This window comes from Paraburkholderia sp. GAS32 (genome assembly GCF_050434225.1).
Taxonomy (GTDB): Bacteria; Pseudomonadota; Gammaproteobacteria; order Burkholderiales; family Burkholderiaceae; genus Paraburkholderia; species Paraburkholderia madseniana.
In genome coordinates this window covers 279,326-301,861 of sequence record NZ_JBNPVS010000004.1, presented here as the reverse complement: position 1 = coordinate 301,861, position 22,536 = coordinate 279,326, and the positions used below count along the sequence as shown (strand labels likewise).

The following is a 22,536-nucleotide window of genomic DNA, read 5'->3' as shown; positions in this document are numbered from 1 at the left end:
TTGCGTGAAGGGAGTCAAATACCGGAATCCGCCCTTCCTGGTCTGAATGGTGAGGTGCAGAATTACGCCGCCTGCGTTTCAGCATGGAACGGATAGTCGGTGTAACCGCGTGCGTCGCCGCCATAAAAAGTACTACGGTCGTACCGGTTGAGTGGCAGATTCAACCGCAGGCGCTCCGGCAGATCGGGGTTGGCGATGAAGTGGCGGCCAAACGCTACGATGTCCGCGTGGCCCGCTTCGATGATCGCGTCCGCAGTCTCTTTCGTGAAACCGCCTGCAGCGATTAGCGTGCCGGTGAACTTCGGGCGCAGATGGCGCGCCGCGACCGGATCGTGAACTTCGCCGATCGTCTCCGTGCCCTTGATGCGCGGCTCGACCACGTGGAGATAGCCGATGCCACGCTTGTCCAACTGCTCCGTCACGTAACCGAAGGTGGTTTCCGGATCGCTGTCATACATCGAGCCATAGGTGCCGCTCGGTGCAATGCGCACGCCAACCCGATCCGCTCCCCACACCGAAATCAGTGCGTCCGTCACTTCGAGGAAGAAGCGGGCGCGATTTTCAATCGGTCCACCGTACTCGTCGGTGCGAGCATTCGAACCGTCCTGGAGAAACTGGTCCGGCAAGTAGCCGTTTGCGCCGTGCAGCTCGACACCGTCGAAGCCCGCGCGCAGTGCCCGCTCGGCACCTCTGCGGAAGTCCTCGATAATGGCGGGGATTTCGTGCAACTCAAGTGCACGGGGCATCGAGAATTCGACTTCGCCGTTCACCGAATACGCATGGCCTTCAGCTCTCAGCGCCGACGGAGCGACGGGCGCCGCACCACCGGGCTGAAGATCGGGGTGAGACTGACGGCCAACATGCCACAACTGCAGGAAGATGCGAGCGCCTTTGGCGTGCACGGCATCCGTGATCCGGCGCCACCCTGCAATCTGATCGTCGGAGTAGATTCCGGGGGCCATTGCATAGCCGTAGCCTTGTACCGAAACGGGGGTTGCCTCAGTGACGATGAGACCACCTTCGGTTGCGCGCTGCGTGTAGTACTCAACCATCAGATCGCCCGGCACGTCGCCGGGCTCCGAACGCATGCGTGTCAATGGCGCCATCGCGACGCGATGGGAAAGCGTGTAGGGGCCCACTTTGACGGCTGAAAACAGCTTGCTCATGGAGTTACTCCTTGCGGATCAGTTAGCACCGGCTTGCGGTACGAGTGCGGTAACACGTTCGATGGCTCTTGCAACTGCCGGGCGAGCCACAACGGCGATTTGCTGTCAGACGAGTTCCTGGTAGCGGTTCGCCGGACACAGAAACATCGTCGTTGAATTGAACGGGTCAGGGTAGGCAGCGCGACTGCATAACACTCGTTCCCTTGGGGCATATCGGGCGAACTTCGTCTCTATCGGTGAACAGCTTACGGCGCAAGGGAAAGCGCTGAGGATAAGAACGCGTTACCGTATGCCTGTGCGGCATGAGTGTTATGCCGACGCTACGGAAAACAACGTGGCGCGGTGGTGTATCTTCCGGCAAGCAGGTTTCGTCGCGCGTGTTTGACGGTGCGACGCTCGAGCCCCAGACATCCGTTCCAGGAGGAACGACCGTGGACCGACTGACAGCGATGGAAACGTTTGTGTGTGTGGTGGAGTCCGGTTCTTTTTCGGCGGCAGCGCGGTTGCTGAACGTTGGGCAGCCCGCCGTTTCCAAGTCCATCGCGCAACTCGAAGAGCGGCTCGCGGTTCGACTGCTGCTTCGCTCGACGCGCGGGCTGACGCCGACCGAAGCAGGCCACGCATTTTACGAGCGCGCAAAGCGGGCGATCGAAGAGGCGGACGAGGCGGAGGTTGCGGCAAGAGGATCGGCTGGCGCCCTCTCGGGTCGTCTCAGGATTTCAGCAGCGGTGACCTTTGCGCGAATTCACATCCTTCCACGGCTTCAGACATTTCTTGATCGACACCCTGAACTCAACATCGACATTGTGCTCGACGATGAAAACATCGATCTGCTGGAGCGCGGCATCGACGTTGCACTCAGGATGGGGGTGCTTGGCGACTCGAACATGACTGCACGCAAGGTCGGTCACGGTCGACGTTGCGTCGTCGGCACGCCAGCGTGGTTCGCAAAAGCCGGCGAACCGCGGGTCCCTGCGGATCTGCTATCGCATCAGGCGATCGTGTATGAGCAGGGCGGCGGCGGAAGCGTGTGGTCGTTCAAGCAAGGCAATTCGGAAACGTCAATTGTCGTCGCCGGGCGCGTCCGCGTGAACGCCGCGGAAGGCGTGCGCGCGGCCGTGCTCGCCGACATGGGCGTCGCGATCGCTTCGGAATGGATGTTCACGCCGGAACTCACAAGTGGTGCCGTCAAACGCGTGCTGCCCGACTGGGAATTGCCGGGTATCGACCTGTGGGCAGTTTTTCCCAGTGGGCGCATGGTCAGTGCAAAGGCACGCGCTTTCGTTGCCTGGATTGAGGAGATATTCGGCCCTCAGATTGACGCCTTGCCAATCGAAGCGCCGCCATCGACAAACAACGTTTGACCCGTAATGAAAGCAGCGTCATCGGACAGCAGGAAAGTGATGGCTGCAGCAATCTCGTCAGGCTTGCCGAAGCGTTTCATTGGGACGGCGGCGAGATAGCGCTGCTCCCCTTCGCTTCCTGGCGCGTTGTTGGCTCTAAACAGTTCGGTTTCCGTGGGACCGGGTGCGACGGAATTGACTGTGATGCCAGTGGTCGCCAGCTCAAGCGCCCAGGAGCGCGAAAAACTCACCAGGGCGGACTTGGCGGCGGCATAAGCCGTGCGCTCCACGATGCCAAGGACAGTGAGGCTCGTTATGTTGACGATTCGCCCCCAGCCTTGGGCGCTCATATTGGGCAGGAGTGCTTGCGCCGCCTGTACAGCCGGATGCAGATTGAGCGATATGACGGAGTCGAGCGTGTCCAGATCGATGGCGCCCAGCCTCTGCGGTTTGACCAGCCCAACGTTATTGACCAGGCCGTCGAACTTGTATTCCGCCACAAGCCTATCGAGCACAGCCTGCGTTTTCACGCGGTCGGACAGGTCGACAGGCACGAGCGTTCCTGGGAAGCCAGGGTCGTCTGCCTGGCGTGCCAGTCCCACAACCCGGTGCCCGTCTGCGCTCAGCCGCGCTGCGACGGCTCTGCCGATGCCTTTGCTGGCACCGGTTACAAGAAAAGTGCGTGATTTCATATTGCCTCGATGTTGATGTACCAGCTTGCCTGTCCAATCGTTCCCGGCGGTTCACGGCCGGGAACGAAACAGGACCGAATCAGGACCGAATCAGGACGCCGAAGCGACCTTCTTGCGGAGAACCGGCAACATATCCTGGGGCTCCGGACGGTGCGTATAGTCAGGGTTGACTTCCGAGTACAGGATCGTTCCGTCTTGCCCGACCACGTAGCGCGCCGGCATCGGCAACGTCCAACTGTCGTCTCCGTTGAACGCCGGCAGATCGTTTTTGAGGTTCTTGTACAGATCCACGAGATAGTCCGGCAAAGCAAAGCGGATGCCGAATGCGGCGGCCACATCATTGTGCGTGTCGCTCAGGATCGGGAAGTTCAGCTTGTTGGTGCGGACCGATTTGCGGCTGTTCACGGCATTCTGCGGGGAGATCGCAACCAGACTTGCACCTTCGGCCTTGAACGACGGCAGCGCTTCTTCCAGGGCCGTCAGTTCAAGATTGCAATACGGGCACCATACGCCGCGGTAGAAGCTGATTACGAGCGGCCCCTGCTTCAGCAGCTCGACAGACGACACGGGTTTGCCCTCCGGATCATTGAGGGTAAATTCCGGTGCTAGGTCGCCTGCTTTGAGCGCGCGTGCGGCCTGGCCGGACGCCACGAGTTCGGCCGTCGCACGTTCCATGACCGGATGGATTTCCGGCAGTGCAAAGAATGGGGCTTTACCGCCTTTGAAATCGGCCTTGAATGCATCGAGCCTGGCTTGAAGTGACATGACAATCTCCTTCCTGATGATGTTCAACGCACATTGCGTGGGAGGGATAGTCCGTCAATGCAAACCGCCGGAGAAGACAGCGCGATTGCATAACTGTCATTCCTGCTGGGCATGGGAGGCGCCGGCGCGCTTCTCATCACTGATTGAAACTGTTTTTTCCCATGACCCGCTTATCGCATTGCCGGGACGAAGATAGCCTCAGTCGACTCACAACCTAGCAACAGGACTTTTCGTGGAACGACAGGCAACACACTGGATAGACGGCGAATGGCTGGAAACCGGCACGCCCCGGGAAAGCATCGACCCGGCAACCGGCCAGGCATTCGCATCGTATTTCGACGGCGGACTCGACGAAGCGAAGCGCGCCGTCGCGGCCGCCCGTAGGACCTTTCTCGAGACCGACTGGAAAGTCGATCCGATGAAGCGCGCGAGCGCTCTGAGCCATCTCGCCGATGCCTACGAGCAACGTGCCCAGGACATCATCGACTGCCTCTCAATCGAAAACGGCAAGCCCAAGGTCGAAGCCGGCTTTGAAGCCATGCAGATCGTGCGCGCGCTACGGTTTGCGTCCGGCCTCGCGCTCCATACATTTGGGCGGGTCTCGGAGCCGCGCCCCGGAACGCAGTCGATGGTGCTCCGCCAGCCCGTGGGCGTGGCGGGGCTGATCGTGCCATGGAATTCGCCGGCCTATCTGCTGGTCCGCGCGCTGGCACCCGCGCTCGCGGCAGGCTGCACCGCAGTCGTCAAGCTGCCGGCCCAGGCGGCACAGACCGCGCAGCTCTCGGCCGAGATACTCGCGAGCGTGCCGGAAATTCCCCGAGGGGCAATCAATCTGTTCGTCGAAAGCGGTGCGGACGGCGTGAAGTTCCTCGTCGACTCACTCGATGTCCCGGTCATCAACTTCACGGGCAGCACCTCAACCGGACGTGCAATCGCCACGGCGGCCGCCGCCCGCTTCAAGCGGGTCGGACTCGAACTTGGCGGAAAGACGCCGCATCTGGTTTTCGACGACGCGGATCTCGCACAGGCGGTGCCGACCATCGCGGCATCGTCCACCGTGTTCGCAGGTCAGTTCTGCGTGACGGGCAGCCGCATTCTGGTTCAGCGCGGAGTCGCGGAGCAGTTCAAGAACCTGCTGGCGGAACGACTCGCCGCTGTGCAGCCCGGTGCATCCGCCGATGCATCAAGCCAGATGGGTCCGCTCATCGACCGCGCGTCGGTCGAGCGGGTCGACCGGATGGTCGCGGCCGCGCTGGCGGAAGGTGCGACGGCCGTCGTGCGAGGCGGCCCGATTGTCGAAGGGCCACTCGCGGCGGGCGCCTTTTACCGCCCCACGCTGCTGGAAGTGCCCGCGTCGGGTCTCGCCATCTCGCGCGACGAAGTGTTCGGTCCGGTTCAGACGCTTCAGGTGTTCGACACGGAAGACGAAGCCATCGCACTCGCCAACGATAGCGAGTATGGCCTGAGCGCTTGCATCTGGACGCGGGACGCGGACCGGCCGATCCGCGTGGCGCGTCAGCTCGACGCCGGCCACATTTGCATCAACGAGTGGGCGGGCATGCAGGTCGAATTCGAGGAAGGCGGCTTCAAGAACAGCGGCCAGGGCCGGCTCGGCGGGCTCGCCGGCATCGACGATTTCCTCGAGTACAAGCAGATCCTTCAGGTCTTCCACCGCGCGTAACAGAAACCGGCGGCTGCAAACCCGGCGTGCGCCGGCAGCGGAAAGACCGCCAGGGTTTGCTGCCTCAACGAAGAGCCGGATATCGGCGAGCCTTTCCACGATATTCCCATATTTTTTGAAAATCCTTCAAAAGATAGGCCAATTATCAAAATTGGTTCGCGTGTACACAATGGGCTCACTTCTTCAATCCGCGACTCTTCATTACCTCACGCCCCCAGAGATTTCCACCATGACATCCACCGCTTCGTCACTCTTCACGCCGACCGTTGTTTCACAGTTCCAGCTCCCGCACCGGGTCGTCATGGCGCCGATGACACGCTCGCGCAGCACGCAGCCGGGCGACGTGCCCAATGCGATGATGGCGCGCTACTACGCGCAGCGCGCATCGGCCGCATTGATCGTCACCGAGGCCACGCAGATTTCTCCGCAGGGCAAGGGCTATTCGTTCACGCCGGGCATTTATAGCGCCGCGCAGGTCGCGGGATGGCGTCTCGTCACCGATGCGGTTCACGCCGCCGGCGGCCGGATATTCCTGCAACTGTGGCACGTCGGGCGTATGTCCCATCCGGACTTCCACGACGGCGAACTGCCTGTCGCACCGTCCGCCATTCCCTTCAACGGTCAGATCTGGAAAGTGGACGCGGCAACGGGCATAGGCGCTATGGTCGCGTGTCCGACCCCACGTGCGTTGTCCGTCGAGGAAATTCGGGATGTCGTGGCCGACTTCCGCCGCGCGGCGCGCAACGCGGTGGACGCGGGCTTCGACGGCGTGGAGATTCACGGCGCGAACGGTTATCTGGTCGACCAGTTCCTGCGCACGACCTCCAACACACGCACCGACGAATACGGCGGCTCGCGTGAAAACCGGCTGCGCTTTCTGAAGGATGTGGTCAACGCCGTGGCCGAGGAAGTCGGCGCGGAGCACACCGCCATCCGTCTCGCGCCGTTCCTGACCGCCCGCGGCATGGACTGCCCGGACATCCTGCCGACGATTCTCGAAGCAGCCGAGTTTCTGCAGGCGCGTGGCATTGCCTATCTGCATCTCGTCGAAGCCGACTGGGACGATGCCCCTCAGTTCACCGAAGCATTCCGCAAGGCCATCCGCGAACGTTTTACGCGCCCAGTCATTGTTGCCGGCAAGTACGACTCGACCCGCGCCGAGTGGGTTCTGTCGCACGGCTATGCGGACCTGGTCGCCTTCGGCCGCCCGTTCGTCGCGAACCCCGACTTTCCTCGCCGCCTGGCCGAGGGTCTACCGCTTGCCGGCTTCGACGGAAGTACGCTGTTCGGCGGCACCGAACGCGGATACGGCGATTACCCGACGTGGAGCGGCACCGCCACGACGGCGGAAGAAAGTGCGCTTACTCCATAAGCGACCATTCACCGGCACAGCACGCTATGTCAAATCCTCACACGACTACTCACACACCATCTTCATCGCGCTCCCAGCGCATCGCCTTCGTCCAGGCCTGCTGGCATAAAGACATCGTCGATCGTTGTCGAACCTCGTTCGTCGCGGAACTTGCTCAGGCTGGTTATGCCGAATCGGACTGCGATTTCTTCGAAGTTGCCGGAGCATTCGAAATCCCGCTGCACGCTAAAATTCTTGCGCAGAGCGGCAAGTATGCGGCGGTGGTTTGCGCCGGGCTGGTTGTTGATGGCGGGATCTATCGCCACGAATTCGTGGGTCAGGCCGTCATCTCCGGACTGATGCAGGTGCAACTGGAAACCGGAACACCGGTCCTGTCCGCCGTGTTGACACCGCATCACTTCCACAGCTCGGAGGAGCACACGAATTTCTTCCTCGCACACTTCGAAGTGAAAGGCGTCGAGGTCGCTCGCGCCTGCATCCAGACAGTGGAAGTGATCGCTGCATTGCGCAACTCGCTCGAGTGCGCGCCGGCGGCGCAAGCGGCCTGAGGGAGGAAGCGAACGGCGAGCGCATGCGAGCGGCCGCCGCATTTGCCAGTCAGAACGTTTCCCAGCCTTCTGTCCGCGAGTGAGCCGTTGCCGGCACCGGTGTGGCCGCCCTCGCTGCAGAGGTTTGGGGCTCTTGTGCCCTTACGACCGGAGCCTTGGGTGGCGGGGCCGCTCGGGCCTGCATCGGCTGACCGTGAAGCGTACCGTCAAGGCGGAAGATCGTCACCGCGTCGATCAACTGGCGGCCGTTGTCCTCGAGGGACCTCGACGCGGCGCCCGCTTCTTCAACCAAGGCGGCGTTCTGCTGCGTGATCGAGTCCATTTGGCCTACCGCGCGATTCACCTGCTCGATCCCTCTCGACTGCTCGTCGGTCGCGGCGCTGATCCAGTCCGGACACCAGCAGCAGCACCAGCAAGACAAGCAATCCGAACGCCACCGTGAGCTTGCCGCGCAGGGTCATTTTATTAAAATTCATGACTTACTCTCCGGTCACAACACTACAGATGGCCGTGTCCCGGACAGCCCCATACGGACGGAACGCGGATTAATTATTTTCGTCGCATCTTCTCTGCTGCATAAGTGCCATAACACTGGCGAGCGCAGACGGAAAACGAGCAGCTATCCACCGTGATCAACGGAGCGTTTCCATTAGCGCAATCTGGCCCGCGCCCGCGCGATCAACGCCGAAGTCGACGAGTCATGCTTCTTCTCATCGACGCTTGCCGACGTCAGATCCGCCTCGACGACCTTGCCGAGGATCTTGCCCAACTCGACACCCCATTGATCGAACGGGTTGATGTCCCATACCGATGCCTGCACCAGCACCTTATGCTCGTACAGCGCGATCAATGCGCCGAGCGAACGCGCGGTGAGTGCATCGACCAGCAGCGTGCTCGTCGGACGGTTGCCCGGAAACACCAGATGCGGCGCCAGTTCCGGCTTGTCCGCACCGGCAACCTTCTTCGCTTCTTCGAGCGTGCGGCCGAGCATCAGCGCTTCGCTTTGCGCGAAACAGTTCGCGAGCAGCTTCGGATGATGACTGACGAGCGGATGCTCCGGCGTCAACACGGCGATGAAGTCGATCGGCACGATCGTCGGGCCTTGGTGCAGCATCTGGAAAAACGCATGCTGACCGTTCGTGCCCGGTTCGCCCCAGGTCACGGCAGCGGTCGGATAGTCGACCATCACGCCATCCAGGCGCGCCGACTTGCCGTTGCTCTCCATTTCGAGCTGTTGCAGATACGACGGCAGGAAATGCAGCGCTTCCGAATATGGCGCGACCAGATAGCTTTGCGAGCCGAAGAAGTTGCGATACCAGATGCCGATCATGCCGAGCAGCACCGGCAGATTCTTTTCGAGCGGTGCGTCGCGGAAATGCTGGTCCATCTCGTTGGCGCCGGCCAGCAGTTCGTCGAACTGTTTCGGCCCGATCGCGATCATGATCGACAGACCCACTGCCGACCACAGCGAATAACGCCCACCGACCCAGTCCCACATCTCGAACACATTCTCTTTCGCGATGCCGAACCTGACCACCTCGGCCGGGTTCGCCGACACGCCGACGAAGTGTTTCGCGAGCGCACTCTCCGGGCAGCCTTTCTCGATGAACCAGTCGCGCAGCGAGCGCGCATTGGTCATCGTTTCGAGCGTCGTGAAGGTCTTGGAGACGATGATCGCAAGCGTCTCTTCGGGATCGATCATCTGCATCACGTTGTACAGATCCGCGCCGTCCACGTTCGACACGAAGTGCGTGGTGATCTCCGGCGTGGCCAGATGATGCAGCGCGTGCACGACCATCTTCGGCCCGAGGTCCGAGCCGCCGATGCCGATGTTCACGACGTAGCGAATCCGCTTGCCGGTGTAGCCGGTCCACTCGCCGCTGCGGACCTTGTCGGCGAACGCGGCCATCCTGGCGCGTTCGGCCAGGATTTCCGCATGGAATGGCGCCTTCGGATCAGTGGCGCGCAGCGCGGTGTGCAATGCGGCGCGACCTTCGGTCGGGTTGACGACTTCGCCCGCGAACATCGCGTTGCGGCGCTTCTCGACGCCGGCTTCGCGCGCGAGTTGCACCAGCAGTTTCAGGGTTTCGTCGGTGATGCGGTTCTTCGAAAAATCGGCCGCGAGACCGCCGCCCGCGAACGCAAAGCGCTCAGCACGGGTAGGGGCGGGATCGTTCTCGGGGGCGAACCAGTCGCGCATGTGCGCATCGCGAATCTTCTCGTAATGCGTTTGCAGCGAGGACCATGCGGCCACGACCTCATCGTGGTATCGGATCAGGCGCTCCACTTCCAGCCTTGACCCGAGGATGACGGGAACGCGCTGATGGACATGGTCAGGCTGGACTTCCATGATCCGCATCTCGCCCGTCGTACTCATCCCGCCAGCCTGTTCGACGATGAACGACATCGGATTGGCCTCATAGGTCAGCCGCAACCGTCCAGCAAGCTGGGGGTTCTTGTTGTCTCGCGGATAGAGGAAAACGCCTCCACGCATCAGGATTCGATGGACCTCCGCGACCATGGACGCTATCCAACGCATGTTGAAATTCGTTTGCCGCGGCCCCGAAGCACCTGCCACACACTCGCGGACATAGCGGCGCACAGGTTCTTCCCAATAGCGCTCGTTGGACATGTTGATCGCGAATTCGCAGGTATTTTCCGGGATCTGAAGCTGTGGGTGGGTCAGCACGAACGATGCCGACTCTCTATCGAACGTGAAACCGTCGACGCCATACCCCGTGGTCAGCACGAACATCGTCGTTGCACCGTAGATCGCGTACCCCGCGCAGACCTGCTTCACGCCCGGCTGAAGAAAATGACGCTCGTCGAGTACGGCATCAGACACCGGAGCAGCCAGCACGGAAAAGATACTTCCGACAATGCCGTTAATCTCAAGATTGGAGGATCCATCGAGCGGATCGAAAAGCAGCAGATATTCGGGGGTATCCGTGGCATGTTCATGTCCGCTCACCTGAACCGACTCGAGCTCTTCAGACGCCAGTCCGCGCAGACAACTAATCGACTCGACCGCACCGATCATAATGTCGTTGGAAACGACGTCGAGCTTCTTTTGCGCCTCTCCATGAACATTCTCGGAATGTGCAATTCCGGATGCGCCGTCGAATACGCCTCGCTCAACAGCGGTTGCGATGGAGGAGCATGCGTCGGCAACAGATTCGATCAGCGTAACCAGTCCTGCAGGGACTCGTTCGTCAAGTGCTGCTTTCGCGAGAAATGAGGATAACGTAATGTACTGGGTGCTTGCTATGTGAGTCATGTTCGGTCTGCTTGGCAGAAACTATCTGGCGATCGATTGGAATCAACGGGTTGGGAGAGACTCCGTCGACATGCATACAGCAATGGTGGACGCTTACGCATCACATGGCGCGACGCTACCTTGCGCGAGCAGCGCGAGGGCTGCATCGGGACCCGCGCCTCCCGCGACATAAGGCTCGGGAGGATCCTGCTCGCGCCAGGCGTCGATGACAGGATCGACCCATTGCCATGCGGCGTCGAGTTCGTCGCCTCGCATGAAAAGTGTGAGTCTGCCGCGTATCACGTCGAGCAGGAGCCGCTCGTAGGCATCCCTTCGTCTCGTCGAGAATGCCGAAGAAAACTCGAGGTTCAAACTCACCGGTCTGACCGTCATCTCATCACCCGGCGCCTTGGTCATCAGGTAGAGTTTCAGGCTCTCGTCCGGCTGCAACCGGATGACGAGGCGGTTGCCCTGGCTGTCCGTGCCGGGAGAGCCGAAAACCGAGTGCGGCACATCCCTGAAATTGACGACGATCTCCGCGACCCGACTCTGCAGGCGCTTGCCGGTGTACAGGTAGAAGGGCACGCCTGCCCAGCGCCAGTTATTCAGCTCCACTTTCAGCGCGACGAATGTCTCCGTCCGGCTATCGGCACGGATGTCCGGCTCGTCCAGGTAGCCGGCAACCGGCGCGCCATGCATCTCGCCGGCCGTGTACTGACCACGTACGGTCTGCCGTGCCACATCGACCGCGCTGAGTGGCTTGAGCGAGCGAAGGACCTTGAGTTTCTCGTCGCGTACGGCATCCGCTTCGAGACTCAGCGGCGGCTCCATGGCAAGTATGCACAGCAACTGCAACAGATGATTCTGGACCATGTCCCGCATTGCGCCGGTGCGCTCGTAAAACGCACCGCGCCCCTCAACGCCCACCTGCTCGGCAATCGTGATCTGGACATCACGAATCCCGTCGCGATTCCAGAGACGTTCGAACATCCCATTGCCAAAGCGCAGCGCAAACAGGTTTTGAACAGTCTCCTTACCGAGGTAGTGATCGATCCGGTATATCTGCTGCTCGCGAAATATCGCCCCGACCTCGCGGTTGATCCGTTGAGCGGAGGGCAAATCATGGCCCAGCGGTTTTTCCAGAACGACCTTCGATGTGGCGGAGACCAGCTCTGCCCGATTCAGTTCGGTGCATATCGGAATGAACAGTTCCGACGGCGTGGCAAGGTAGAAGATGTGCCCACGGCTGTCCTGCCATCGCAACATTGCGGCAAGCCGTGCGTAGTCCGCAGACACTCGCGCGTCCAGTTGAACGAATTCGAGGCGAGCTGAGAAGGTGGTCCACTGTGCGTCGTCGAAGTCGGTCGCGGGCAGGAACTGACGCAAGGCATCGCGTACCTTATCGAGGTAGCTATTCCGCTCCAGCCCCTCCCGTCCGACGCCGACGATGCGCATGCCGTCCGGAAGCGCGCCCTCCCGGTGGTTCTGATACAACGCGGGTAGAAGCTTGCGCATGGCAAGATCTCCCGTGCCGCCAAAAATAACCAATATCTGTACTTTCATCGATCTGACTCCGACGGGATTCCTGGGGCCGTGTGACCTGTCGCGCGCTCGTGCCAGCGCAATCCATTACGCGCAGTGCACGCGGTCATAGCGCCCTGCCATCGCCGACAGCGCGACCGGCTTGATCTTGTGCGCCTGTCCGGCACTGCCGAATGCCTCGAAGCGGGAACGGCACAGATCCCGGGCCGCGCCGAGTGCGTCCGTGAAGAATCGACGCACGTCGAACTCGGAAGGACGCTGTGCAAGTGAGCGCCGTATTGCACCGGTCATCGCGAGGCGAATGTCCGTATCGATGTTGATCTTGCGTACACCATGGCGAATGCCCTCGCAGATCTCTTCCACCGGAACACCGTACGTTTCGCGGATTTCGCCGCCGAATTCACGAATGATCTCGAGCCATTCCTGAGGCACGGAACTCGATCCGTGCATCACCAGATGAGTATTGGGCAGGCGGCGATGAATTTCCCTGATCCTGTCGATCGCAAGAATGTCGCCCGACGGTTTGCGGGAGAATTTATAGGCACCGTGCGATGTGCCGATAGCAATTGCCAACGCGTCGACCCCGGTACGCTGCACGAAGTCGACGGCCTGCTCGGGGTCAGTCAGCAGCATGTCGTGGGTCAATACGCCTTCGGCACCCGAGCCATCCTCCTCCCCTGCCATTCCCGATTCGAGCGAACCCAGACATCCGAGCTCACCCTCGACCGACACCCCGACGGCATGCGCCATCTCCACCACAGTGCGCGTCACCTCGACGTTGTAGTCGTAGCTCGCAACGGTTTTCATGTCCGGCATGAGTGAACCGTCCATCATCACGCTGCTGAATCCGCTGCGGATCGCGGCCTGGCAAACAGCCGGCGACGCCCCATGGTCCTGATGCATCACGACCGGGATGTCGGGATAAGTCTCGATCGCCGCCTCGACGAGGTGACGCAGAAACGCTTCGCCTGCGTATTTCCGCGCGCCGGCGGAGGCCTGCATGATGACCGGACTATCGCAGTCAGCGGCCGCCTGCATGATTGCCTGAACCTGCTCGAGGTTATTGACGTTGAATGCCGGCACGCCATACGCGTGCTCCGCCGCATGGTCCAGCAACTGCCGCAATGAGATCAGCGCCATGTCATTTCCAGGAAGTAATGTCGCCGTGCGGCGAACGTCGTTAAATTGATATCGAGGATGATCACGACATCGCGCCGGTGTCGGCGATTCCGGCACTTTTGGGCACGACGCGGCGACGCAACGAAGACGCAACTAGTCAACCACCCCTTGTTCCACTTCGAGCGTGCAGTTCACGGCGTCGACGATCGCGTCCACCGTAATACCGAACTCTTCGTACAACGTCTCAGCCGGAGCCGACTCGCCAAAGTGCGACAACCCGATCACAGCGCCGCTCAACCCGACGTACTTCCGCCAGAAATCGCCGGCCGCCGCTTCAATGGCCACGCGCCGGATCTTGGGCGGCAAAACGGAAAGCTGGTACGCAAGCGGTTGACTATCGAAGATCGTGGTTGACGGCATCGACACAACCCTTGCGGCAATCCCTTGATCGGCGAGCGCCGTCTGCGCTTTGAGCGCGAGTTCCACCTCGGAACCCGTCGCAATCAGAATGATGTCCGCCGGTCCGCCGACAGCCTCCGAGAGCACATAACCGCCTTGCCGGATCTGTGCCTTCGCCTGCGCGGTACGGGAAAGCGGCGGCAGATTCTGGCGCGAAAGCAGCAGCGCAGTCGGCGCATCGGTTGTTTCCAATGCTGCCGCCCACGCATATGCCGTTTCGACCGCGTCTGCCGGACGCCACACGTTCATCCCCGGAATCTGGCGCAGCATTGCCGCGTGCTCGATCGGCTGATGGGTAGGCCCGTCCTCGCCGAGACCAATCGAATCGTGGGTGAAAACGTAAATACATTGCAGATGCATCAACGCCGCCATACGAAGCGCATTCTTCGCGTAGTCGGAAAACACCAGGAAGGTCCCGCCATACGGAAGGAAACCACCATGGAGCGCAGCGCCATTCATGATCGCGACCATGCCGAACTCGCGAACGCCGTAGTGGATATAGTTTCCAGGCCCGTTCGCGCTGTCGGACATGAGCGCACGCGAAGCCGGCACCATGGTGAGATTCGACGGCGCCAGGTCTGCCGAACCGCCCAGAAGTTCAGGCAATCGACCAACCAGCAACTCCAGGCATTTCTGCGACGCCTTGCGAGTCGCCATCTTCTGCTCGAACCAGTCACCGCCCTCCAGCAGGCTTTCGATCGCCTCGGCGGATCGTTCGCGGCGGCTGCCGTGCATGCGGGACTCGAAGTAGCCGGCCTTTTCCGGAAAGCGGGTGCGATAGGCTTCGAACAACGTGCGCCAGGCCATGTTGCTCTCACGGCCCGCCGCTCGCGCATCCCATGCGTCGCGAACCGGCCCGGGAATATCGAACGGCGCGTGATGCCAGCCAAGATGCTCCCGCGTGGCCGCGATTTCAGCGGCGCCAAGTGGAGCGCCATGCACGTCGTGCGTGCCGGCCCGATTCGGCGAACCATGTCCGATCACCGTCTTGCAGCAGATCAACGTCGGCCGGTCACGTTCCGCTCGCCCTGCCTCGATCGCCCGCTCGATCGACAGCGGATCATGTCCGTCGACACCCTCGACGACATGCCAGCCGTACGCACGGAAGCGCATCGGGGTCTGGTCGGTGAACCAGCCCTCGACATGGCCATCTATCGAAATGCCGTTGTCGTCATAGAACGCAATCAGTTTGCCGAGCTGCCAGGTGCCGGCGAGCGAGCACGCCTCATGCGAGACGCCTTCCATGAGGCAGCCGTCGCCGAGAAACACATAGGTGTGGTGATCGACAATGTCGAAACCCGGTTCGTTGAATTCAGCGGCCAACAGCCGTTCAGCCAACGCCATGCCGACGGCATTGGCAAGACCCTGTCCTAACGGGCCGGTAGTCGTCTCGACCCCTGGCGTCAGACCGCGTTCCGGGTGCCCGGGCGTAATCGACTGCCACTTCCGGAAACCCTTCAGATCGTCTATCGACAGACCGTAGCCGCTCAGATGCAACGCGGCATAGAGCAGCATCGACCCGTGACCGTTTGACAGCACGAAGCGATCCCGGTTGACCCAATCCGGACTTGCCGGATCATGCTTCAGGTACTTGCGCCACAGTACTTCGGCGATATCCGCCATTCCCATCGGCATGCCGGGGTGTCCAGAATTGGCAGCCTGGACGGCGTCGATTGCCAGAAACCGAACTGCGTTGGCAAGTTCTGTCCGGGTCGGATTAGCATGATCCATGAATCACCACTGTTTCGTATACCTAAATTAATATATTGAAGCCCCGCGCGTTTTTCTCGACGAGGCTCCGGCATCCTGTCTTCGGGTACTGTTACGACCTCAGGCGGCAGGCACCGCCGTACTATCCAGCAGATGCGTGATCGATTCACCCATGCTGCGCAGGATCAGAAAGCAGGAACATGCGCCGGCGTCCAGGACACCAATCGAACGGTCGCCCAAACGGGCTGCCCGGCCGATACGGGCGCGCAGCTCGCGGGTCGAATTCATCCCGGCTTCCGCGGCAACCACCATCGCATCGATACACTCCCGGAAGCTCTTGCCCTCTTCCAACGCCACCCCATACGCCATCCGCGCGGGAGCAAGCGTGTCGATCAGCGTCTTGTCGCCGACCTTCGCATCGCCGATCTCCTGGACAGAATCGATACCGGCAACAAGTGCCTGATAGAAAAGGGATTTGTCGAGTTCGGCGTGGTCCGCGAACGTGTCGCTCATGCTGAGAAAGAACGTCCCGTAGAGCGGTCCCATTGAACCGCCGATGCCGTCCATGAGTGCCGAGGACAGATCAGCGAGAGCCACCTGGAGCGACGGTGCCGATCCGCGTGCCGCAAGATGCTCCCCACACTGGCTAAAGCCCTTGCTCATGTTGATGCCATGGTCGCCATCACCAATCGCGCCGTCGACTTCGCTCAGATACTGGCGATTCGCGTTGATGGTTCGAACCAGATCGACGACCACACCGCCGGCGTCGGCCAATTTAACGATTTCAGTCATCGTGCGTCTCCCACATTGAGTCCGATGCTTTGACATGGATGCGCGAGGCACGCGCTCAGTTCGTCGTCGAGTTTCGTCAACGTCAGCGTAACCCCCATCATTTCCAGCGACGTAAACAGATTGCCGACGAACGAGAACTGGATGTCGATTCCCGCTTCACGCAGATACTCGGCAACCTCTCCGTACAGGATGTATTGCTCCATCACCGGCGTCGCGCCGAGACCGGACAACAGCACCGATACCCTGTCGCCTCTGGCAAAAGGCAGATCCGGCAACAGCTTGTCGAGCATCAGCCTCGCCATGTCTCTCGCGGGAACGGTGGGCTGGACCAGGATTCCGGGTTCGCCATGATGGCCGATGCCGACTTCCATTTCGCCATCTTTAATGACGAAGTTCGCCTTGCCGACCGCGGGGATCGTACAGGCGGACAGGCCGACGCCGATCGAGCGCGTCGAGTCCACCGCTTTGCGCGCACTGGCGATCACTTCATCGAGCGTGGCGCCCTGAGCGGCCCGTGCACCCCCCACCTTCCACATCACGATTTCACCGGCAACGCCGCGCCGTTTTTCGATCTCGTCTTTCGGCGCCGACGCGGCATCGTCGTTTGCGACGACCGTGCGCACGCGAATACCTTCGCGCTCGGCCAGCTTGATTGCCATCTTCACGTTCATATTGTCGCCTGCGTAGTTGCCGTAAAGGCACGCTACGCCCGCGCCGCTATCGGCCGCCTTGAAAGCTTCAAAGAATGATTTCGCAGTCGGCGACGAAAAGATTTCGCCGATGGCCACGGCGTCCACCAGGTTGCGCCCGACATAGCCGATAAAAGCCGGTTCGTGTCCTGATCCCCCGCCGGTCACAATACCCACACGGTCCTTCTGGCGAGCATGGGCATGCGAGACAACGCGAGGATTCTCCGGTGCGGCGCGCAGCTCCGGGTGTGCCGCGAGGATGCCGCGAAGCATGTCCTCGACAACGAGATCAGGATTGTTAATGACGCGATTCATACCGTTCCTTTACATCTTGAGTATTGTTACTGGGCGGTGTAGCCGCCATCAATCACGATATTCTCGCCGTTGACCATAGCGGCGGCATCGCTGACCAGATACAGAATCAACGCGGCGATTTCGTCGGGGCGTGCGAATCGCCCTGCGGGAATTTTAGCCTTCATCGCTTCGCCCACCGCACCCGCCCAGGCTTTCCTGCCCAGTTCGGTATCCACGACCGTGGGCGAAACGGCGTTGACCGTAATGCCGTGCTTTGCCCATTCGAGCGCGAGCACCTTGGTCATGCCGACGATTGCCGCCTTGCTCGCGCAGTACGCCACATGGCGCTCCAGTGCGACGACACTCGCCTGAGAAGCCAGATTCACAATCCGGCCGGGACCACCACGGCCCAGCATCTGCTTGCCGACGGCTTGCGCCAGGAGAAACGGGGCTTTGAGGTTGATTGTCATCGTCCTGTCCCAGGCTTCCTCGGACAGTGCTTCCGCGTTCTCAAGCAGAGCGACGCCGGCATTGTTGACCAGGATGTCGACGGGACCTAACGTCTCGGTCACGCGCCGCACCAGGGCATCCGAGATCCCGGCGACCGTGATATCCGCCGCGATACCCACGTGCCGCTCCGGGCCGCCAGGAAGCGTCCGGGCCACGGCCTCGACGGCCGGGTTGATATCGAGCAGCGCAACGCGCGCACCCGCGGCAGCAAGGCACTCGGCAACGGCAAACCCGATACCGCTTGCCGCGCCGGTCACGACCGCGACGCGGTCCGTGATATCAAAAGGGGTCGTTGAATTGACCGACATCGCTCCACTCCTTGATTAATTACTCTTGGGAATCTTGTTGAGAATGTCCTGGGCGTTGGCCGGCGTGACCTGCGTCCAAGGCACCGCGTAGGACTTCGCCGTACCGTCGTCCCAAGGCATCTTCGCGCCGTATCCCGCCCAGACGTCCGAGCGCGGTTTGTAAGACGAACCGATGACCGTACGCAGCGCAACGTCCAGTGCGCCTTGCGCCTGCGCCTGCGAGTCCTGGAAGAAGGTCGTCATTTCGCCGCGCTTGACTGCGGCGATGCCGTCGACAATTCCGTCAATACCGGCAACCGGAACTTTCTTCGGATCGATACCCTTCGATTTCAGCGCCTGGATTGCGCCGAGCGCCATGTCATCGTTCTCCGCAATGATGCCGCTGATCTGCCCCGGATGCGCGGTCAACCAATTCTCGACCAGTGCCAGCGACTCGGCACGCGACCAGTTCGCCGTCTTATGCTCGAGCACCTTCACGTCCGGATTTTTCGACAGCACGTCCTGAATACCCTTCGAACGATCGATCTGCGCGGACTGGCCGATCGGCCCCTCGAGGATGACCACATTGCCCTTGCCGCCGATCGCCTTGACGATCGCCCCGGCTTCCATTTGTCCTGCAATCACGTCGTTACTACCAACATAGGACGTGAGTTTGTCGCCGGACACCAGGGTATTCGATCCAATGACCGGAATATGCGCCGCGGCGGCTTTGGCCACGGCGGCGGCACCCGCTGCCTTGTCGATCGGCACGAAAATGATCGCGTCGTATTTCTGCGTGATCATCGTGTCGAACTGATTGCTCTGGGTGAGCGCGTCATAGTTGCCGTCGAATACCGTGATCTGCACCGTACCGTCCTTGACCGCGGGCTGAGCCTTAAGTGCGTTGGTCCACATCTGCATGAACTCACCCTTGAGCCCATACACCGCTGCGCCAATACGGATGGGTTTGGCCGCCTGCGCGACAGTGCAGGTGAGGCCCATCACTGCGCAGGCCAGCAAGGTTTTTTTCCACGAAATCATCGAAGTCTCCTGAATAGTTCCGGATTGTTTCTTTTGAGGTTGACGTTATTGCTTCTTGCGCGAAGCATCGAGCAGGACGGCACCGACGATAATGACGCCCTTTACAACTTGCTGGTAATACGACGACACGCCCAGCAAATTCAGTCCGTTGTTGATGACGCCGATCAGCAGCGCGCCGACCACCGTGCCGCCGAGCGAGCCCGTGCCGCCCGAAAGACTCGTGCCGCCGATCACGACGGCCGCGATAGCATCGAGTTCATAGGACACGCCGGCCTGCGGCAATGCCGATGTCGTGCGCGCGGCGAGGATGATCCCGGCAAGGCCCGCCAACAGTCCACCGATCACGTAGACGGAAAAGAGGATCTTCCCCGTCGAAATACCGCTTGTTTTGGCGCTCTTTGCGTTGCCGCCCACTGCATAAACGTAGCGGCCGTAGGTCGTATAGCGCAGGACAAACCAGAACAGCACAACGACGAGAGCGAAAACGATGATCGGCACCGGTATCCCGGCAATCGCGCCCGTGCCGATGGTCAGGTATCCGTCCGGCAGATCGGTCACCGGCATGCCATCGTTGTAGATATAGGTCAGCCCTCGCGCCGCGCTCAGCATGCCGAGCGTCGCAACAAAAGGAGGAATGGAGAGCCGGGCAACGAGCAAACCGTTGATCGCACCGATGGCAGCGCCTACGGCAAGCCCCGCCGCCAGTCCAATTGCCGCGCCGTGCGGATGCGGACCCGTCACGAGACTGGCGCTGATGATGCCGGCGAGAGCGAGCGTGGACCCGACCGACAGGTCAATGCCCGCCGTGAGCACGACATACGTCATCCCGACGGCCAGAATGCCGTTGATCGACGTTTGTCGCAGGATGTCCGCGATGTTGCCCAGCGTCAGAAAGTACTGATTGGCAAAAGACAACACGATGCACAGGACGACGAGCACGGCGACGATGCCGTAGCGCCGGTAGATATCGCGCATATGGGCGGAACGGCTTTGGCTCGCCGGGACTTTCAGGGAAGTGGTATGAGTATTCATGATGCGAGGTGCAAAAGATCTTCCTGAGTGGTGGTATGGCCGTCGATCACGGTGACCAACTGCCCCGACTTGAAAATGGCGATGCGGTCGCTGACATCCAGAATCTCCTGTGCCTCGGAAGACACCACCATGGCGGCGCCGCCTTTCGACACGAAGTCGTCGAGCAGCTTGTAGACCTCGCGCTTGGCGCCCTCATCGATGCCACGGGTCGGTTCGTCGCACAGCAGGCACGTGGGCTCGGTTGAAAGACAACGCGCGAGCACGACCTTCTGCTGGTTCCCCCCGCTCATCGACGAGACCGGCAGCGACACCGAACTGGTCTTGATCCGCATGCGATCGACCATCGTGTCGACGAGGGCCTTCACTTTCCGGCGGTTGATCAGCGACAGGCGCGACAGGCGGTTGTAGGCGGAGAACGAGATGTTGTCGCGCACGGACGCCGACAGCACGAGTCCCGTCTCCTTGCGATCCTCCGTCACAAGCGACAGGCCGGCCTGGATGGCCTTGGCGGGGCGGCCAACCGGCAACGCGCGGCCCTTGAGCCTGACTTGACCGCTATCGGGACGGGTCAGCCCGTACATGCAGTTGAGGTATTCACTGCGGCCGGCGCCCATGAGCCCGTAGATGCCAAGGATTTCTCCCTCGTGAACCGTGAGCGAGATATCGTTGAATTCCGACTCCCGGGAAAGACCCGTCGACTCCAGTACGGGCTCGCCCACGGCCCTGCGAACCTTCTCGGCGGAATGCAGCTTGCGGCCGACGATCGTGCTCACCAGATAGGAGCGGTCGATGTCGGCGATACGCCCGCTGTCCACATACCGTCCGTCGCGAAAGACCGTGTAGTCGTCCGCGATCTGGAATATTTCCGAGAGCCGGTGGCTGACATAGATGATCCCGGTCCCCTGCGCCGTCAGGTTACGGATCGCGTTGAACAGCACTTCGGTTTCGCGCTCGCCGATCGCCGAAGTCGGCTCGTCCATGATCATCACGTCGCAGTCGCGGCTGAATGCCTTGGCGATCTCAACTAGCTGGATCTGCGCGAGACTCAGCGACGACATGCGTGCGCGGGCATCGACCGGGAAAGCAAGGCGGTCCAGGAGTTCCTGCGCCTGTCTCACGAGCGCCCCGAATCTGACCAGCACACCGGCCCTGCGGGGTTCGCGGCCGAGATACAGGTTCTCGGCAACGGTCATGCCGGGAATCGGCGAAAGCTCCTGCGTAATGATCGCGATGCGATTGTCGAGTGCTTCGGCCGGCGTCTGGAAATTGACGCTTTGTCCCTTGAACAGGATTTCTCCGGCATCGCGCTGGGTGATACCCATGACGATGCCAAGGAAGGTCGACTTTCCGGCACCGTTCCCGCCGCATAGCGCATGGACACTTCCGCGCCGCAGCTTCAACCGGCCGTCCTCTAACGCCCTGACACCATTGAATGCCTTTTGTACACCGCTGGCATCCACAAGAAGGTCGTTCACTTTGTCTCCTAACATTTGCTCGTCATTGAACATTTGAGCATCTGGATGACATCGTAGGTTCGCTCCAAGCACCTGTCAATTACTCGGATCACGTGGTTTACCCCTAATGTCATCTCGCCTCAAAATCTGCTGCAGCGCAGTGATTACGGTCAATAGCGCCTTGGGGCCTTAACAGAAAACGCGTACCTACGGTCTTGACATTCACACGTACACGACTGAGAATTTGATCATCAGTGGACATTTGATCATTCGTGCGCTGAGCAATCTCGGACAACTGGAGTGAAATATGAAGCTGGCAATCGGGTGCGATGAAGCCGCATTTGACCTGAAGGAACTGATCAAGCAACATTTGACTGGCAAGGGGCTGGACGTCACTGACTTCGGAACCTACGAGGCGGAACCTGTCCACTACCCAAACATCGCGTTCGCCGTAGCGGAGAAGGTTGCGCAAGGCGAATTCGATCGGGCCGTGCTGCTGTGCGGAACTGGCATCGGCATGGCGATCGCCGCCAACAAGGTGCATGGCATTCGCGCTGCGCAATGTCACGACACCTACTCGGCGGAACGGGCGAGCAAGAGCAACGACGCGCAAATCATTACAATTGGCGCTCGCGTCGTCGGTCCCGAACTCGCGAAAGCGATTGTTGATACATGGCTTGGTGCGAGCTTCGATGGCGGACGCTCCGTCCCGAAGGTGAACCGCATCAAGGAATACGAGGATGACCACCAGTTACCGCGCAACAACAAGCCTGCTTGAACTGGC

19 protein-coding genes and 1 pseudogene are annotated in these 22,536 nt (G+C 60.8%); 5 read left to right on the top strand and 15 right to left on the bottom strand.

Translation table 11 applies throughout. The features are described 5' to 3' along the window. Positions 1 to 62 precede the first annotated feature (62 nt). Positions 63 to 1,166: an alkene reductase gene (locus P3T25_RS07180; protein ID WP_429357770.1), complete on the bottom strand. Its 1,104-nt coding sequence runs from the start codon at positions 1,164 to 1,166 to the stop codon at positions 63 to 65. 431 nt (positions 1,167 to 1,597) lie between these two features. Here P3T25_RS07180 and P3T25_RS07175 point away from each other — a divergent pair, with 431 nt between their 5' ends. Continuing rightward, the gene (locus tag P3T25_RS07175; protein WP_429357769.1) at positions 1,598 to 2,530 is read left to right on the top strand and encodes a LysR family transcriptional regulator; all 933 of its coding nucleotides are present in this window, start codon (positions 1,598 to 1,600) and stop codon (positions 2,528 to 2,530) included. Here P3T25_RS07175 and P3T25_RS07170 read toward each other — a convergent pair. Together P3T25_RS07170 and P3T25_RS07165 are read right to left on the bottom strand one after the other, a co-directional pair. Then, positions 2,479 to 3,201 (bottom strand): SDR family oxidoreductase, encoded by a 723-nt coding sequence (locus P3T25_RS07170; RefSeq protein WP_429357768.1) that lies wholly within the window; start codon positions 3,199 to 3,201, stop codon positions 2,479 to 2,481. The genes P3T25_RS07175 and P3T25_RS07170 overlap by 52 nt on opposite strands. 90 nt (positions 3,202 to 3,291) lie before the next feature. After that, complete coding sequence (locus P3T25_RS07165) at positions 3,292 to 3,966, bottom strand: peroxiredoxin-like family protein (RefSeq protein ID WP_429357767.1); 675 nt, start codon at positions 3,964 to 3,966, stop codon at positions 3,292 to 3,294. Positions 3,967 to 4,198: 232 nt separating this feature from the next. On the opposite strand from P3T25_RS07165, the gene P3T25_RS07160 reads away from it, so the two are divergent. The 3 genes from P3T25_RS07160 (at position 4,199) to P3T25_RS07150 (ending at position 7,567) form a co-directional block, all read left to right on the top strand. Beyond that, on the top strand, positions 4,199 to 5,647 hold the full coding sequence (locus tag P3T25_RS07160) for an aldehyde dehydrogenase family protein (protein WP_429357766.1): 1,449 nt from the start codon (positions 4,199 to 4,201) through the stop codon (positions 5,645 to 5,647). Positions 5,648 to 5,876: 229 nt separating this feature from the next. Further along, positions 5,877 to 7,019, top strand: coding sequence for an alkene reductase (locus P3T25_RS07155; protein WP_429357765.1), 1,143 nt, complete (start codon positions 5,877 to 5,879; stop codon positions 7,017 to 7,019). Positions 7,020 to 7,045: 26 nt separating this feature from the next. Further along, the gene (locus P3T25_RS07150) at positions 7,046 to 7,567 is read left to right on the top strand and encodes a 6,7-dimethyl-8-ribityllumazine synthase (protein WP_429357814.1); all 522 of its coding nucleotides are present in this window, start codon (positions 7,046 to 7,048) and stop codon (positions 7,565 to 7,567) included. Positions 7,568 to 7,851: 284 nt separating this feature from the next. Here the strand turns inward: P3T25_RS07150 and P3T25_RS07145 are convergent, their stop codons facing one another. From P3T25_RS07145 to P3T25_RS07090, 12 genes and pseudogenes are all read right to left on the bottom strand, one after another. After that, entirely contained in the window at positions 7,852 to 8,043 is a 192-nt protein-coding gene (locus P3T25_RS07145) for a hypothetical protein (protein ID WP_429357764.1), read from the bottom strand. A gap of 173 nt (positions 8,044 to 8,216) precedes the next feature. Then, positions 8,217 to 9,821 (bottom strand): glucose-6-phosphate isomerase, encoded by a 1,605-nt coding sequence (pgi, locus tag P3T25_RS07140; protein WP_429357813.1) that lies wholly within the window; start codon positions 9,819 to 9,821, stop codon positions 8,217 to 8,219. Between the two features lie 15 nt (positions 9,822 to 9,836). Then, positions 9,837 to 10,844 (bottom strand): annotated as a pseudogene (locus P3T25_RS07135) (class 1 fructose-bisphosphatase); the annotation flags it as partial. A gap of 93 nt (positions 10,845 to 10,937) precedes the next feature. After that, entirely contained in the window at positions 10,938 to 12,386 is a 1,449-nt protein-coding gene (zwf, locus tag P3T25_RS07130; protein WP_429357763.1) for a glucose-6-phosphate dehydrogenase, read from the bottom strand. Positions 12,387 to 12,452: 66 nt separating this feature from the next. Beyond that, positions 12,453 to 13,505: a class II fructose-bisphosphate aldolase gene (gene fba / locus P3T25_RS07125; RefSeq protein ID WP_429357762.1), complete on the bottom strand. Its 1,053-nt coding sequence runs from the start codon at positions 13,503 to 13,505 to the stop codon at positions 12,453 to 12,455. Between the two features lie 132 nt (positions 13,506 to 13,637). After that, positions 13,638 to 15,674: a transketolase gene (gene tkt / locus P3T25_RS07120; RefSeq protein ID WP_429357761.1), complete on the bottom strand. Its 2,037-nt coding sequence runs from the start codon at positions 15,672 to 15,674 to the stop codon at positions 13,638 to 13,640. Positions 15,675 to 15,773: 99 nt separating this feature from the next. Next, positions 15,774 to 16,445, bottom strand: a complete 672-nt coding sequence (dhaL, locus tag P3T25_RS07115; RefSeq protein WP_266241598.1) for a dihydroxyacetone kinase subunit DhaL — start codon at positions 16,443 to 16,445, stop codon at positions 15,774 to 15,776. Continuing rightward, entirely contained in the window at positions 16,442 to 17,449 is a 1,008-nt protein-coding gene (locus P3T25_RS07110) for a dihydroxyacetone kinase subunit DhaK (RefSeq protein ID WP_266241597.1), read from the bottom strand. Before P3T25_RS07110 ends, dhaL begins: the two co-directional genes overlap by 4 nt. 26 nt (positions 17,450 to 17,475) lie before the next feature. Further along, entirely contained in the window at positions 17,476 to 18,246 is a 771-nt protein-coding gene (locus tag P3T25_RS07105) for a GolD/DthD family dehydrogenase (RefSeq protein WP_266259381.1), read from the bottom strand. Positions 18,247 to 18,261: 15 nt separating this feature from the next. Then, entirely contained in the window at positions 18,262 to 19,266 is a 1,005-nt protein-coding gene (locus P3T25_RS07100) for a substrate-binding domain-containing protein (RefSeq protein ID WP_266241593.1), read from the bottom strand. A gap of 45 nt (positions 19,267 to 19,311) precedes the next feature. Further along, on the bottom strand, positions 19,312 to 20,298 hold the full coding sequence (locus tag P3T25_RS07095) for an ABC transporter permease (protein ID WP_266241591.1): 987 nt from the start codon (positions 20,296 to 20,298) through the stop codon (positions 19,312 to 19,314). After that, positions 20,295 to 21,806 carry a sugar ABC transporter ATP-binding protein gene (locus tag P3T25_RS07090; protein ID WP_408518930.1) on the bottom strand — a complete coding sequence of 504 codons (1,512 nt, stop codon included), beginning with the start codon at positions 21,804 to 21,806 and terminating at the stop codon, positions 20,295 to 20,297. Before P3T25_RS07090 ends, P3T25_RS07095 begins: the two co-directional genes overlap by 4 nt. A 253-nt stretch (positions 21,807 to 22,059) precedes the next feature. Between P3T25_RS07090 and rpiB the strand changes: the two genes are divergently transcribed. Continuing rightward, positions 22,060 to 22,530, top strand: a complete 471-nt coding sequence (rpiB, locus tag P3T25_RS07085; RefSeq protein WP_054042378.1) for a ribose 5-phosphate isomerase B — start codon at positions 22,060 to 22,062, stop codon at positions 22,528 to 22,530. The last annotated feature ends 6 nt before the right edge of the window (positions 22,531 to 22,536 follow it).

Excerpts from the sequence above, each read along its gene's own strand:
- P3T25_RS07180 (WP_429357770.1), bottom strand. The coding sequence starts at position 1,166 with ATGAGCAAGCTGTTTTCAGCCGTCAAAGTGGGCCCCTACACGCTTTCC.
- P3T25_RS07170 (WP_429357768.1), bottom strand. The coding sequence starts at position 3,201 with ATGAAATCACGCACTTTTCTTGTAACCGGTGCCAGCAAAGGCATCGGC.
- P3T25_RS07165 (WP_429357767.1), bottom strand. The coding sequence starts at position 3,966 with ATGTCACTTCAAGCCAGGCTCGATGCATTCAAGGCCGATTTCAAAGGC.
- P3T25_RS07155 (WP_429357765.1), top strand. The coding sequence starts at position 5,877 with ATGACATCCACCGCTTCGTCACTCTTCACGCCGACCGTTGTTTCACAG.
- P3T25_RS07150 (WP_429357814.1), top strand. The coding sequence starts at position 7,046 with ATGTCAAATCCTCACACGACTACTCACACACCATCTTCATCGCGCTCC.
- P3T25_RS07145 (WP_429357764.1), bottom strand. The coding sequence starts at position 8,043 with ATGAATTTTAATAAAATGACCCTGCGCGGCAAGCTCACGGTGGCGTTC.
- zwf (WP_429357763.1), bottom strand. The coding sequence starts at position 12,386 with ATGAAAGTACAGATATTGGTTATTTTTGGCGGCACGGGAGATCTTGCC.
- fba (WP_429357762.1), bottom strand. The coding sequence starts at position 13,505 with ATGGCGCTGATCTCATTGCGGCAGTTGCTGGACCATGCGGCGGAGCAC.
- tkt (WP_429357761.1), bottom strand. The coding sequence starts at position 15,674 with ATGGATCATGCTAATCCGACCCGGACAGAACTTGCCAACGCAGTTCGG.
- dhaL (WP_266241598.1), bottom strand. The coding sequence starts at position 16,445 with ATGACTGAAATCGTTAAATTGGCCGACGCCGGCGGTGTGGTCGTCGAT.
- P3T25_RS07110 (WP_266241597.1), bottom strand. The coding sequence starts at position 17,449 with ATGAATCGCGTCATTAACAATCCTGATCTCGTTGTCGAGGACATGCTT.
- P3T25_RS07105 (WP_266259381.1), bottom strand. The coding sequence starts at position 18,246 with ATGTCGGTCAATTCAACGACCCCTTTTGATATCACGGACCGCGTCGCG.
- P3T25_RS07100 (WP_266241593.1), bottom strand. The coding sequence starts at position 19,266 with ATGATTTCGTGGAAAAAAACCTTGCTGGCCTGCGCAGTGATGGGCCTC.
- P3T25_RS07095 (WP_266241591.1), bottom strand. The coding sequence starts at position 20,298 with ATGAATACTCATACCACTTCCCTGAAAGTCCCGGCGAGCCAAAGCCGT.
- P3T25_RS07090 (WP_408518930.1), bottom strand. The coding sequence starts at position 21,806 with ATGTTCAATGACGAGCAAATGTTAGGAGACAAAGTGAACGACCTTCTT.
- rpiB (WP_054042378.1), top strand. The coding sequence starts at position 22,060 with ATGAAGCTGGCAATCGGGTGCGATGAAGCCGCATTTGACCTGAAGGAA.